Raw genomic sequence first — 13,192 nt, 5'->3', positions numbered from 1 at the left:
GCTTGCATGATCGCCCCGCCTTTGACGAATAGTTCGCATCAATGCTCCACCCCAAAATATCTCGCTATCTCAACCACTATGAAAGGATCGCTCAAATGTCTGCGCGCAACACGATGATGAAATCGGCCCGGCGGTGGCTCCTGGTGCCCGCATCCGTGGCTTTCGTGATGTTGACCTCCATGGCGGAGAGCTCGGCGGCGTCCGACAAGGCCTATCGCTGGATCGGAGATCCCCGGCTCTCCACCGACATCAGCGCAGCCCGCCGTGTACAGCAGCGACGTGTCCATGCTCCCGCCCGCGTGACGGTTCCTTCCGTTGCTCCGCCGGTGCGGCCGATGGATTCCTATGCGAGTGCGCCGACAAGCTATGGCTACGGCATCGGCGACAACTCCCGAAACCAGACGTGGTGAAGCGAGGCGCCCAGCCTGGCCCGGTCGATCCTCGAAGCATGGTGGTCCGTGCACCCCGGGTTGCAGAAATGCCCCGTGGTCCCGCGGCCCCGAATGGATAGGTTCCTCCTCGAACATGGTTCAGCGACATTTCCGGGCCTTCCGACGAGCCTGAGACATCGCTGCATCGATGCAAGAGGAAGAATGACGATGTCGTCACAGGTTAAAGTCGCTGCGGTCCATGCTACGCCGGTATTTCTCGATCGCGCAGCCACCACGGCGAAGGCGATTTCGATCATTCGCGAGGCTGCTGCCGCAGGAGCGCAGCTGATCGCATTTCCTGAAACCTATATCCCGGCGTTTCCGGTCTGGGCGGCGCTGTGGGCGCCGATCGAGAATCACGATCTGTTCGTGACGATGGCCGAACAGTCGGTCTCGATTGCAGGTCCGGAAATGGCCGCCTTGCGCAACGAGGCGCGGGCGCTTGGCGTGACGGTTTCGATGGGGATCAGCGAGAGCTCGCCGGTCAGCGTCGGCCTGATCTGGAACAGCAATGTCCTCATCGGGCCCGACGGCAGCATTCTCAATCATCACCGCAAACTGGTGCCGACGTTCTATGAGAAGCTGGTCTGGGCTGCCGGCGATGGCGCAGGCCTCCGTGTCGCCGATACGCCTGTGGGGCGTGTCGGCAATCTCATCTGTGGCGAGAACACCAATCCGCTGGCCCGCTATACGCTGATGGCGCAGGCCGAGCAGATCCACATTTCGAGCTGGCCGCCGATGTGGCCGACGCGCCGCCCGAGCAGCGGCGGCAATTTCAACAATGTCGCCGCCAATCGCATTCGTGCCAGCGCGCATTCGTTCGAGGCCAAGGCCTTCGGCATCGTCACCGCCGGCTATATGGACAAGGCGATGCGTGACTTTTTGATCGCGCGGGATCCCGATGTGGTCGATGTGATCGATAGCACGCAGCGCGCCGCCAGCTTCTTCGTCGATCCAACCGGCGAAGTACTTGGCGACGTGCTGCAGGACGAGGAGGGCATCGCCTATGCCGAATTCGACCTGCGCCGCTGCATCGAGCCGAAGCAGTTTCACGACGTGGTCGGTTACTACAATCGCTTCGACGTGTTCGATCTGACCATCAATCGCAAGCGCCTGGTGCCGGCAACCTTCGTCGACAAGATCGACGACGAAGGGGTCGCGTTTGAGCCGGCCGAACGCGCGGTTTAGCGCGTCGACTGGTTCAGAACCGCATGCGGCATCATCACATGGATGCCCTTGTCGAGATTGACCAGCTGGGTGACGCGGACATCGGCCGCAAGACTGCAGAGCATATAGGCATCGTCGGGCGTCAGCGTTGTGCGTGCGACGATCATGCTAACCATCCGGCGGAGCGCGATACGCGCGGCTTCGTCTAGGTCGGGATCGAAGGCCATCGAGATGAGATGATCCTTCGTCTCGGCATAAGGTGCCTCCAACTGCGTATTCTTGACGAGATCGATCTTGAACGTACCGGTGAGGCCGGTTTCGACGGCGGTCACACAGACTTCGCCGTCGCCCTGCACGGCGTGACCGTCACCGCAGGAGAACAGGCCACCCTCGGTCCAGACAGGAAGATAGAGAACGCAGCCTGCGCCGAGCTCCTTGTTGTCGATATTGCCGCCGAAATGCGAGGGCATCGTCGTACTGACCCGGCCGACCGCGGGTTTCGGCGCGGTGCCCATCACGCCGAAGAACGGCAGCGCCTTTAGCGTGATGCCCCATGGCGTCTTCACCACGCCATTGGCCCGATCAAGTCCGATATGGACGCGGCGGAAATAGTCGAAGTCGTCGGGCAGCGTGCCCATGCCGGGCTTGAAGAGCGTGTAGCCCCAGTCATCCGCGAGCTGGACATCAAGGATCTCGACACGCAATGCGTCACCCGGTTGGGCGCCGCGCACGGCGACAGGCCCGGTGAGGATATGCGGCCCGAGTTCTGGCGTGACGGCATCCAGGATGGCGACAAGTTCGGGGCGGATGGTCATGCCCGCTTCTGTCGGGAGGTTCTCGCGCGTGCCGCTGACGCTTGTGATCGTGACCGTCTCGCCGGGATCGATGGTGGCGATCGGCTTCAGCGTGGCGTCGAAATAACCCCAATGAACGGTCGTTGGGCTCGGAAGCAGTGTCTGCGTCATGGAATGTCCTGTGTTCAGCCGCCGGCGGCGAAACTGTCGCTGCGCACGGCCCAGCCGGTGACGCGCGCCTCGATCAGCGAGAACACAATATACAAACCGACGCCCAATGCAGCCAGAATGAACAGGCCGGCGAACACCAGCGGCACATCGAAGCTGGACGACGCGATCATCATCAGATTGCCGATGCCGCGATTGGAGGCCACGGTCTCTGAAATCACCGTGCCGACGAAAGCCAGCGTCGCAGCCACCTTCAGTGAGGCGAAGAAGTACGGCATGGTGCGCGGCAGCCCCACATTCCACAGAATTTCCAGCTTGGTCGCGCGCAGCGTCTTCATGACATCCTGCAATTCGGGCTCTGTGGCCGCAAGGCCGGTGGCGACGTTCACGACGATCGGAAAGATGCACATGATCATCGCGGTGAGGATCGCCGGCACGGTGCCCGCGCCGAACCACAGTACGAAGATCGGCACCACCGCGACTTTCGGGATCGACGAGAATCCCACCAGCATCGGATAGGCGACGTCATAGGCCAGCTTCGACGAGCCGATCAGCATGCCCAGGAGAATGCCGATCGCGATGCCGAAGCCGAACCCAACCATGGTTGTGTACAGCGTCTGCAGCGCATGCGGCCAGATCGCGGGGAAGCGCGTCCAGAGCGTCGCAAGCACCTGGCTCGGCCGCGGCAGCACGATGTCCGAGACATGGAACATCAGGCACAACAATTCCCACAGTACGAAGAAGCCGATGATACAGGCGGTGGACATGACCTGGCGGCGGACGCGTTCGCTCATGACACGATCTCCTGAACGGCGCGAGCCGCGACGATGCGCTGGCGCAGGCGCTGGGTCAGCGTGACGAAATCCGGCTCGAACGACACGTCGATGGTGCGCGGCCGCGCGAACGGCACCGCGCTGTCATCGACGATGCGGCCGGGCCGCGCCTGCATCACGCAGATGCGCGACGCCAGATAGGCGGCTTCCTTGAGGTCGTGAGTGACCAGCAGCACCGTCGGACGCTTCTCGATCCACAGGTTCTGCATGATCTCCCACAACTCCTCGCGGGTGAACTGGTCGAGCGCGCCGAATGGCTCGTCCAGCAGCAGCAGCGTGGGATCGTGGATCAGCGCGCGGCACAGCGAGGCGCGCTGCTGCATGCCGCCGGAGAGCTGCCAGGGAAATTTGTCGCCGAAGCCGCCGAGACCGACCTGCGTCAGAGAGGCCTCAACGCGGTCGCGATATTCGGTCTTGCGCTTGGCGCTGAAGCTTTCCTTGAACGGCGGCACGATCTTCAGTGGCAGCATGACATTGTCGCGGATATTCAGCCACGGCAGCAGCGTGGGGTTCTGGAACGCCATGCCGATCCGTGCCGCGCCCGCGCCGATTTCGCGGCCGGCAACGAACACGTTGCCCTGGGTCGCATGCAGCGTGCCGGCCACCAGTTTCAGAATCGTCGACTTGCCGCAGCCGGACGGACCGACCAGGGCGACGAATTCGCCCTTGTCTATGCGTAGCGACGTCTCGGCCAGCGCGGTCACGGCGTTCTTCGCCGTGCCGAAGGTGACGCGCACCTTTTCGAGCTCGATCACATTGTCCACAGCGCGGGGCTTTGGGTGGGCGAGCGGTGCGTTCATCGGGTCAGGCTTTCTGCACGGAGGTGATCGCGGCCATGGTCGAGTCGGTGTTGGCCGGCATCGCCGGCGGCATCTGCTGGATCGCATGCACCGATTGCCCGGTGCCGCGGGCTTCCTCTTGCAAGATCCGGTCCTTCATCACGAAGCGGCCGCGCACGATGGTATGGATCGGCAGTGCCGAGGCCTTGCGGCCATGCCACGGCGAAATCTTCGCGCGCGACTGGATCATCGCGTCGTCGACAGTCCATTCGCGCTTGAGGTCGACGATGGCAATATCGGCATCGGACCCCACCGTCAGCGTACCCTTGCGTGGATACAAGCCCCAGATTTTGGCGGGGCTCTCGGCGCTCCAGCGCACGTAGTCGTTGATGGTGGCGCGGCCCTTGTTGATCTCGGTCAGCATCAGCGGCATCTGGGTCTCGACGCCGGGAAAGCCGCAGTCGACCGTCCAGATGTCCGGCCGGGTCTTCTCGTCCGGTGCATGTGGCGCATGGTCGGTGGCGATCATGTCGATCGTGCCATCCATCAGCGCGTTCCACAGCGGCTGCTGGTTGGGCTTCTCGCGCACCGGCGGGTTGACGCGCACGACGCCGCCGAATTTTTCGTAATCTGTCTCCGACAGCAGCAGATATTGCGGGCAGGTCTCGCCGGTAATGTCGACACCCCGCACCTTGGCTTCGGCCAGCGGCTGCAGTTCGGCAGCGGAGGAAATGTGCAGCACGTGGATGCGCGCACCGGTCCATTCGGCGAGGATCGCCGCGCGAGCGACGGCCTCGACGGCGACGACGGCGGGCCGTGCTGCCAGATGCGCGATCGGTTCGATGCGTCCGCTGGCACGCAGCCGTGCTTCGCGGCGCTCCATGATGGAATTGGTCTCGGCATGCAGCGAGATGCGCTTACCGGTCGGGGCCACCACTTCGAAGGCTTCGAGCATCGCGCCGGTGGTCGGTGAGGGGATGCGGCCGAAAGTGTTGCCCATATAGAGCTTGAAGCCGATCACGCCGCCATCGATCAGCGCGTCGACATGTTCGATGCTGTCTTCGCCCAGCACCGCATAGAGCCCGTAGTCGACGTAAGCCTTCGACGACGCGATCTTGTGCTTGTCGGCCAATGATTCAGCATTGTTGATGGTCGGCAGCGTGTTGGGCATGTCGAACACGGTGGTGACGCCGCCAAAGGCCGCGGCGGCGGTGCCGCTGGCAAAGTCTTCCTTCTGCGGATAGCCGGGATCGCGGAAATGCACGTGCACGTCAATGGCGCCGGGCAGAACATGAAGGCCCGTGGCGTCGAGTATCTGCGTCGCCGGCGGCATCGCCTCCGGCGCGCCGATGGCGTGGATCACGCCGTCCTTGATGGCGATGCTAGCCCTGTAACTTGCATCGGGCGATACGATGGTGCCGCCATTGATGACCAGATCGACCTTGTCGCTCATGTTAGCCCCCTCGCTCACAGCATGGCCCAACCGCCATCGACCGGCAGGTCGACGCCGGTAATCTGGCGCGAGACGTCGCTGGCCAGAAACAGACAGGCATTGGCGACGTCGGCATCGACGGTGACGCGGCGCAGCGCGTAGTCCATGGCGTGACGCTCGGCGGCTTCCTGTTCGGTGATGCCGAGCTTCAGCGCCATGTCGCGGCAGACCTTGTCGCGAAAGCGCGGGCCATCGACCATGCCAGGCGCCACGCAATTGACGTTGATGTTGTGCGGGCCGACCTCGAGCGCGAAGCTCTTGGTGATGCCGCGCAGACCCCATTTCGAGGCCGAGTAGGCCATCCGACCGGCGCGGCCGCGCATGCCGAAGGTGCCGCCAACATTGACGATCTTGCCGTAGCGCTGATCGATCATGGTCGGCAGTGCCGCGCGCATGGAGTGGAAGCAACCGTTCATATTGAGCGTGACGATCTCGTCGAATTCCTCCGGCGTGGTCTGCACCCCCGTTTTGCCGATCGGGCCGGAGCCGCCGGCGACATTGACAAGAATGTCGATGCGCCCACCGAACGCCGCCTTGGTCTTCTCGGCCGCGGTCTCGCATTGCTCGGACTTCGTGAGATCGCAGGGAATGACGATCACCTCGCCGCCCTTGGCTTTCACCTCGGCGGCAACCGGCTCAATCGCCGAGATATCGCGGCCCAGCAGCGCCAGCTTGCAGCCTTGTTCGGCAAAGGCGTGGGTGATGGAGGCGCCCATACCCTTGGCGGGGCCTGTGATCATGACGACGCGATTTTCGAGGGAGAGTTTCATGGTGCTGTCTTTCTTGGGTCGTTTGCTCTGGCCCCTCCACGTCATTGCAAGGAGCAAAGGCGACGCGGCAATCCAGAAGCCATGAGCGCAGGAAGATTGGATTGTTTCGCCCAACGAATTGGCTTCGCCCATTCGCCAGGGCTCGCAATGACGGTTGAGAGGCGATGATGCTGAGGGGCCGGTTCGTCGTTACATCGCGGCCTTGATGGCCGTTGGGCGATCGGCCAGCGGCGGCATGAAGCTGCGGTCGAATACGTCGCCGACCTTCGGCGTGCGTGGCAGCTCCTTGGCGCTGACGAGGATGTCGATCGCCTTGCTCATGCGTTCGTCGCTGATGTCGCCATGGCCGATCTTTGAAATTTCCGGCGAAGTCATTTCGTCGGACAGCGTGGCTTCCAGGCGCGCGCGTTCGATGTCCGGCTTGATCAGCGGTTCGCGCTTCTGCACCGCCTCGATGGCGACTTTGGGATCGGCCATGGCATCCTTGACGCCACGGTTGAGCGCCTTGAGGAAGCCCTTCACGGCGTCGGGGTTCTCCTTGGCAAACTTGCGCGAGACAATGATGGCGTTGGAATACAGATCCATGCCGTAGTCCCCGAACTTGATGAAGCGAATCTCTTTTTCAGGATCGATGCCGATCAGCCTGGCGCTGAAGCGGATGGTGGTGATGTAGCCGAACACGCCATCGACCTGATCCTTCATCAGCATCTGTTCGCGCAGATTCGGCTGCATGTTGGTCACCTCGACCTTGCTGCAGTCGATCTTGGTCGCCGCGCAGAGCGCCGGGAATAGCTTCAGCGCGCCGTCGTTGGCCGCACCGCCGAGCTTGCGTCCGACGAAATCGGCGGGGGTCTTGATTGGACTATCGGCTTTCACGGCCACGGTGAAAGGCGGGCGGTTGTACATCTGGTAGACGCCGATCGGCGCTTCGTCCGGCTTCCTGGCGGCAAGTTCGATCAGCGCATTGATGTCGCCGAAGCCCATGTCATAGGCCCCGTTGGCGACCTGCGGCACCGCCGCACCAGAGCCGTTACCCTGGTCGAAACTGACGTCGAGGCCTTCAGCTTTGAAGTAGCCGCGATCCTGCGCCAGGAAGAACATGCCCTGCGGACCTTCATACTTCCAGTTCAGGACCATCTTGATCTTGGTGTCGGCCTGCGCGGCGACAAACGATCCGGCCGTCACGATCAGTGTCAGGGCAAGCGTCTGCAATCCACGAAATGCATGGCGTCCGGTCATCGGTGTGTTCCTGTTGAGAAGAGTGACACGATCGGCCGGTGGGGTGTCTCTGCCTGCGGCCGCCCTCAGGAACAAGTTAAGCCTATCCGAGTGCGCTTATCTGCTGCTATCTTTTTGCTTAAGCGGTGCAAAAAAGGCCTCACTTGGAGCTGTCCAGATAACGCGTTGTTCGGGCCGGCGCTTGCAGAGCCGCGAGGCGCAGGCGCGTCAGCAGCATCCGCAAAGGCTTGCCGCAATCACGCCGTCGAGCGCGGCGAGGGCCCCAGCCAGGTTCTGGCCAGAGGGCATGCCGGCGCGCATTTGCGCCAGAATCTCCTGCCGCGCTGCCGTGAAGTCGATCCCGGCGACATGCCCATCGCGCACGATCGTGTGGCCGGCGACGATCACCTCCCGGATATGGCGCGCGGTTGCCCGCGAGAACAGGAGATTGATCGGGTCGAGATCGCTACGCAGCGCGTCGTCGTTGAGCGCGTTCCAGTCCAGCAGCAGCATGTCCGCATCGGCGCGGTCGCGCAGGCCGCCGTCGTTGGCGATATTGGTGACGGCGAAGCGGCCGTTGCTTACGCTTTCATGCAGCGCCCGGTGGCGGGTCACGACTTGATCGAAACCGCTGCCGGCATGAAGCAGATGTGACAGTCGGAGCTCGCGCAGTGCATCGTTGTCGTCGTCGAATGCTTTGCCGTCGATGCCGAGGGCGACCCGGCATCCGGCGGTCCACATCCGGGTCATGGGGGCCAGCCCCGAATGCAGATGCAGGTTGGAGCTGGTATTGACCGAAATGACGACGCCCCGTTCGGCCAGGAGTTCGAGTTCATCGGGCCGGGCCCAGACGCAATGTGCCAGCGTCAGCCGCGGGGACAGCAGACCGATCTCGTCCAGCATGCGGACTACGCCGCCAGGATAATTGGCGTCGCACCACTGGCGTTGATACTTGGTCTCGAGCAGATGCATGTGGACACGGCGGCCGGTGCGTGCCGAGGCGTCGGCGGTCGCCTGCAACAGCGCGTCGCTGCACCACTGCACGCCATTGGGACCATATTGCACATCGAATGTCGGGCCATCGGCGGCGGAGATAATCTCGTCCACTAGCGTCATGTAATCGCGCGGTGACAGCGGCGGACGCGTGAAGCGCTGCGCGATCTCCGCCCGAACGTCCGGCGGCAGCGCTGCCAGCACAGGTTCCGAGGGACCGTAGACCAAAGGATTGCGATCTCTCATTGCCACGGCGAGGCCGGTGCGCACGCCGACATCGCGTGCCGCGCGCGATACCTCGGCCAGTTCGGTCGGCAGATCAGTGAAGCCCTGCACGCGGGTGTAATGGTTCATGACGATACCGGCACCGCCCAGCGCGCTGCTGGCGAACGCGACGCAGGCCGCTACATAGGGATCGACCGCAGGAAACAATGCGAGATAGTGGATCCAGGACTCCAGCGGCTTGGCGTCGGCGCCGATGGAGCTGGTGCGGACCGCGCGGCCGTGGTCGTGGGCATTGACCAAAGCGGGCAGCGCCATGATCGACTCTGCTGCTTCAGTTGTCCGCGCGATCGACTGGATCTTGCCGTCGTGCAGCGCGATCACCTGTGCGCCGGGCATCGGCCCGTCCGGGCCAAGCACATGAGCGCAGGTGATGCGACGCGGCGCGCCGGTGGAGCGAGCCGTTGTCATTACGGCGCGATGGTCGGGGGCATCCGGTCGGGCTTGGCCGGCAGGAACGTATCGTTGAACACGTCGTCGGGCTTCGGTGTTCGCGGCAGTTCGAACGAGGTGACGATGGTGGAGATCGCTGAAGTCAGGCGCTTCTGATCGAGCTCGCCGAGGCCCAGATCCCCGACCTCTGGCGTGTTGATGAAGTTGTTGTAAACGTAGGTCAGGCGCCGCTTCTCGATATCCTTCTTGATCAGCGGTTCCTCGGTGGCGAGCAGGTCGATGGCGGCGTCCGGTGCCTGGACGGTTTCCTTGATCGAGCGGTTAATGGCGCGCAGCAGACCTTTCACCGCCTCCGGATGTTCCTTCAGCAGCTTCTGCGACACCATTACGCCGTTGGAATAGAGGTCGAGGCCGGCGTCAGAATAAAAATTCCAGCGGAAGTCCTTGTCGGGATCGACCTTGAGCGACACCAGGTTGAGATAGCTGGTGGCCGCGAACACCGCGATTGAATCCACTTGGCCCTGCAGCAGCATTTGTTCCTGCAAGGCCGGCGAAACCTGCAGAATGCTGATCTTGCTGTAATCGATGCCGTTCTGCTTGGCGAGCAGCGGCAGTAATTTCAGCGACGCACTGCCGGAAGGCGAGGCAAGCTTGGATCCCTCGAGATTCTTGAGAGTTTTGATCGGTCCATCCGCCTTGCTGAGCAGCGCGAACGGCGTCTTGTTATAGATCATGTAGACCATCACCGGTGCATCGTCCGGCTTGGTGGCAGCATTCTGAATGATGGCGTTGATATCGCCGAAGCCGGCATCATAAGCGCCCGACATGATCCGCGTGACGGTCGCCGCCGAGCCTTCGCCCTGATCGATCGTCACGTCGAGATTTTCATCTTTGAAGTACCCTTTGGCCTTCGCCCAGTAGTACCACGCATGCAGACCTTGGATTTTCCAGTCGAGGGTAAACTTGATCTTGGTTGGCCCGGCAGCCTGGGCAAGAGTGAGTGTTCCTGCGGCTACGCCCAAGGCTAATACGAGCGTCAGTAATTCACGAAGTGCCCGGCGTTCGGTCATCGATGCTTTCCTGTTGCGAAACGTGACATGATTGGTCGGTGGGCGACGTCGCTCTCGCGACTATCTTCCTGTGTGAATCAGGATAGACCTATTCGAGTGGTCACATCTGCTGCTATCTTTTCCAGTGACCGGTGTGAAAAAGGCATCACTTGAGAGGCGAGGGGCAATGAGGCATCTGCGGTTGCTGACCCATGTGGTCGAAGTGGCCCGCACCGGCTCGATCCGCCGCGCCGCGGAACTGCTCAACTTGACGCCTTCCGCGATGAACCGGCGCATTCAGGACCTCGAAGCCGAAATCGGCACGCCTTTGTTCGAGCGCCGGCCACGGGGCGTGAAGCTGACTACTGCCGGCGAAATGTTCGTGCGCTACGCGCGCAGCCAGATTGCCGATGCCGACCGGATGAGATCGCAGGTCGAGGATCTCAGAGGTCTGCGGCGCGGTCCGATCCAGATCGCCTGCAGCCAGGCGCTGGCGCTGGATTTTCTGGCGCTGCGCGTCGCTGCGTTCCAGAAGAAGCATCCGAAAGTGGTGTTCGACCTCAAGGTGATGGATCACGAGCGCGCGCTGGCCGCGCTGGCGGCTTACGACGTCGATCTCGCTCTGGTGCATCGTCCGGCGATGTGGCCGTCACTGCGCGTCATCGCCAGCCTTCCCCAGCGTCTTGTGGTGATCACCCGCTCGGATCATCCGCTGGCAGCCAAGAAGATGCTGCGCCTCTCCGATTGTGTCGATTATCCCGCAGCCCTGCCAGATCGGACTTTGAGCGGTCGCCAGATTCTCGATGAAGTCACGACCCGGCGCGATCTGCGCCTCAACATGCTCGCGGAATCAAACTCCTTCGAGATGCTGCGCGGGCTGGTGTTCCGCTGCAACATGATCTCGTTCCAGATCGAGATCGGAGCCCCCACCGGGAACCTCGGAATGGGGCTGGTCGGCCGCCCGATCGATACCCGCGATGTGCCCACCGCCGATCTGGTGCTGTGCCAGCTGCGCGGTCGTACGCTACCGGTAGCCGCGGCGACTTTCGCGGAAATCCTGATGAAGAGCCTGGGCGAGATGCGGGCGGGCACTTAGCTCTTTTGCAGCGCAAAATATCCTTCCTTGGGCGGGCCGGATGCCTTATTGGCAGGCCTCAATCCCTGTCTCGTGAGCCCGTAGTTCCCATGATCCGCCTCGACAATATCAGCAAGCAGAACGGTCATCAGATCGTCTTCATCGAAGCCGCCGGCGCGCTGCTGAAGGGTGAGAAGATCGGTCTGGTTGGGCCCAACGGTTCCGGCAAGACGACCCTGTTCCGCATGGTCACCGGCCGCGAACTGCCCGACGAGGGGCAAGTGGTGGTCGAGCGCGGCGTCACCATCGGCTATTTCAGCCAGGATGTCGGCGAAATGGCGGGCCATAGCGCCGTCGCCGAGGTGATGGAGGGCGCCGGCCCCGTCAGCGTGGTCGCGACCGAGCTGAAGGAACTGGAAACGGCCATGGCCGATCCGGACCAGGCCGACAATATGGACACAATCATCGAGCGCTACGGTGAGGTCCAGGCCCGCTTCGAGGAACTCGATGGTTACGCGCTGGAAGGTCGTGCCCGCGAAGTGCTCGCTGGTCTCTCATTCACACAGGAAATGATGGACGGCGATGTCGGCAAGCTGTCCGGCGGTTGGAAGATGCGCGTCGCGCTGGCACGCATTCTGTTGATGCGTCCCGATGTGATGCTGCTCGACGAACCCTCGAACCATCTCGATCTCGAAAGCCTGATCTGGCTCGAAGGGTTCCTGAAGGGCTACGAGGGCGCGCTACTCATGACCTCGCATGACCGCGAATTCATGAACCGCATTGTCACCAAGATCATGGAGATCGATGCGGGCTCGCTGACGTCCTATTCCGGCGATTACGAATTCTACGAAGCGCAGCGCGCCATGAACGAGAAGCAGCAGCAGGCGCAGTTCGAGCGCCAGCAGGCGATGCTGGCCAAGGAGATCAAGTTCATCGAGCGTTTCAAGGCCCGCGCCTCGCATGCCGCGCAGGTGCAGAGCCGCGTCAAGAAGCTCGACAAGATCGAGCGCGTCGAGCCGCCGAAACGCCGCGAGGTCGTGTCATTCGACTTCCTGCCGGCGCCGCGTTCGGGCGAAGACGTCGTCAGCCTGAAGAACATCCACAAGGCCTATGGCAGCCGTACCATCTATGAAGGGCTGGACTTCTCGGTGCGTCGTAAAGAACGCTGGGCGGTGATGGGTATCAACGGCGCCGGCAAGTCGACACTGTTGAAGCTCGTGACCGGCGCGGCCGAGCCGGACAACGGCAACGTCACCATCGGCGGCAGCGTCAAGCTCGGTTACTTCGCGCAGCACGCGATGGATCTGCTGGATGGCGAGCGCACGATCTTCCAGAATCTCGAAGACTCATTCCCGCAGGCCGGGCAGGGTACGCTGCGTGCGCTCGCCGGCTGCTTCGGCTTCTCCGGTGACGATGTCGAGAAGCGCTGCCGCGTGTTGTCAGGCGGCGAGAAGGCGCGTCTGGTGATGGCCAAGATGCTGTTCGATCCGCCGAATTTTCTGGTGCTCGACGAGCCGACCAACCATCTGGACATGGCCACCAAGGAAATGCTGATCAAGGCGCTCGGCGATTACGAAGGCACCATGCTGTTCGTGTCCCATGACCGCCACTTCCTCGCGGCGCTGTCGAACCGCGTGCTCGAACTGACCCCGGACGGCATCCAGCAATATGGCGGCGGCTATACTGAATATGTCGAACGTACCGGCCAGGAAGCGCCGGGTTTGCATCCGAATTAAGCGCGCCTGTTT

12 protein-coding genes are annotated in these 13,192 nt (G+C 62.5%); 4 read left to right on the top strand and 8 right to left on the bottom strand.

Going from position 1 to position 13,192, the window contains the following annotated elements:
* Positions 1 to 95: 95 nt before the first annotated feature.
* A complete protein-coding gene (locus LPB73_RS24120; RefSeq protein ID WP_231078455.1) occupies positions 96 to 410 on the top strand; it encodes a hypothetical protein in 315 nt (104 codons plus the stop codon).
* Positions 411 to 599: 189 nt separating this feature from the next.
* Positions 600 to 1,619, top strand: a complete 1,020-nt coding sequence (locus LPB73_RS24115) for a carbon-nitrogen hydrolase family protein (RefSeq protein WP_231078454.1) — start codon at positions 600 to 602, stop codon at positions 1,617 to 1,619.
* Here the strand turns inward: LPB73_RS24115 and LPB73_RS24110 are convergent.
* From LPB73_RS24110 to LPB73_RS24075, 8 genes are all read right to left on the bottom strand, one after another.
* The gene (locus LPB73_RS24110; protein WP_231078453.1) at positions 1,616 to 2,563 is read right to left on the bottom strand and encodes an acetamidase/formamidase family protein; all 948 of its coding nucleotides are present in this window, start codon (positions 2,561 to 2,563) and stop codon (positions 1,616 to 1,618) included. The genes LPB73_RS24115 and LPB73_RS24110 overlap by 4 nt on opposite strands.
* Before the next feature lie 14 nt (positions 2,564 to 2,577).
* Positions 2,578 to 3,354: an ABC transporter permease gene (locus LPB73_RS24105; RefSeq protein ID WP_068737726.1), complete on the bottom strand. Its 777-nt coding sequence runs from the start codon at positions 3,352 to 3,354 to the stop codon at positions 2,578 to 2,580.
* Positions 3,351 to 4,193 carry an ABC transporter ATP-binding protein gene (locus LPB73_RS24100; RefSeq protein ID WP_231078452.1) on the bottom strand — a complete coding sequence of 281 codons (843 nt, stop codon included), beginning with the start codon at positions 4,191 to 4,193 and terminating at the stop codon, positions 3,351 to 3,353. Before LPB73_RS24100 ends, LPB73_RS24105 begins: the two co-directional genes overlap by 4 nt.
* A gap of 4 nt (positions 4,194 to 4,197) precedes the next feature.
* A complete protein-coding gene (gene allB, locus LPB73_RS24095) occupies positions 4,198 to 5,625 on the bottom strand; it encodes an allantoinase AllB (RefSeq protein WP_231078451.1) in 1,428 nt (475 codons plus the stop codon).
* Between the two features lie 14 nt (positions 5,626 to 5,639).
* Positions 5,640 to 6,434 carry an SDR family NAD(P)-dependent oxidoreductase gene (locus LPB73_RS24090; protein ID WP_231078450.1) on the bottom strand — a complete coding sequence of 265 codons (795 nt, stop codon included), beginning with the start codon at positions 6,432 to 6,434 and terminating at the stop codon, positions 5,640 to 5,642.
* A gap of 189 nt (positions 6,435 to 6,623) precedes the next feature.
* A complete protein-coding gene (locus LPB73_RS24085) occupies positions 6,624 to 7,673 on the bottom strand; it encodes an ABC transporter substrate-binding protein (RefSeq protein WP_120287871.1) in 1,050 nt (349 codons plus the stop codon).
* 207 nt (positions 7,674 to 7,880) lie between these two features.
* On the bottom strand, positions 7,881 to 9,338 hold the full coding sequence (locus LPB73_RS24080; protein WP_231078449.1) for an amidohydrolase family protein: 1,458 nt from the start codon (positions 9,336 to 9,338) through the stop codon (positions 7,881 to 7,883).
* Complete coding sequence (locus tag LPB73_RS24075) at positions 9,338 to 10,390, bottom strand: ABC transporter substrate-binding protein (RefSeq protein WP_231078448.1); 1,053 nt, start codon at positions 10,388 to 10,390, stop codon at positions 9,338 to 9,340. The genes LPB73_RS24080 and LPB73_RS24075 overlap by 1 nt, the downstream gene beginning before the upstream one ends.
* 166 nt (positions 10,391 to 10,556) lie before the next feature.
* Between LPB73_RS24075 and LPB73_RS24070 the strand changes: the two genes are divergently transcribed.
* Positions 10,557 to 11,465 (top strand): LysR family transcriptional regulator, encoded by a 909-nt coding sequence (locus LPB73_RS24070; RefSeq protein WP_093758011.1) that lies wholly within the window; start codon positions 10,557 to 10,559, stop codon positions 11,463 to 11,465.
* Between the two features lie 89 nt (positions 11,466 to 11,554).
* Positions 11,555 to 13,180: an ABC-F family ATP-binding cassette domain-containing protein gene (locus LPB73_RS24065; RefSeq protein WP_175369548.1), complete on the top strand. Its 1,626-nt coding sequence runs from the start codon at positions 11,555 to 11,557 to the stop codon at positions 13,178 to 13,180.
* Positions 13,181 to 13,192 lie beyond the last annotated feature (12 nt).

It is taken from the genome of Tardiphaga sp. 37S4, assembly GCF_021044645.1.
Taxonomy (GTDB): domain Bacteria; phylum Pseudomonadota; class Alphaproteobacteria; order Rhizobiales; family Xanthobacteraceae; genus Tardiphaga; species Tardiphaga robiniae.
The sequence above is the reverse complement of the archived record's forward strand: the minus strand, read 5'-3'. Positions and strand labels throughout refer to the sequence as shown.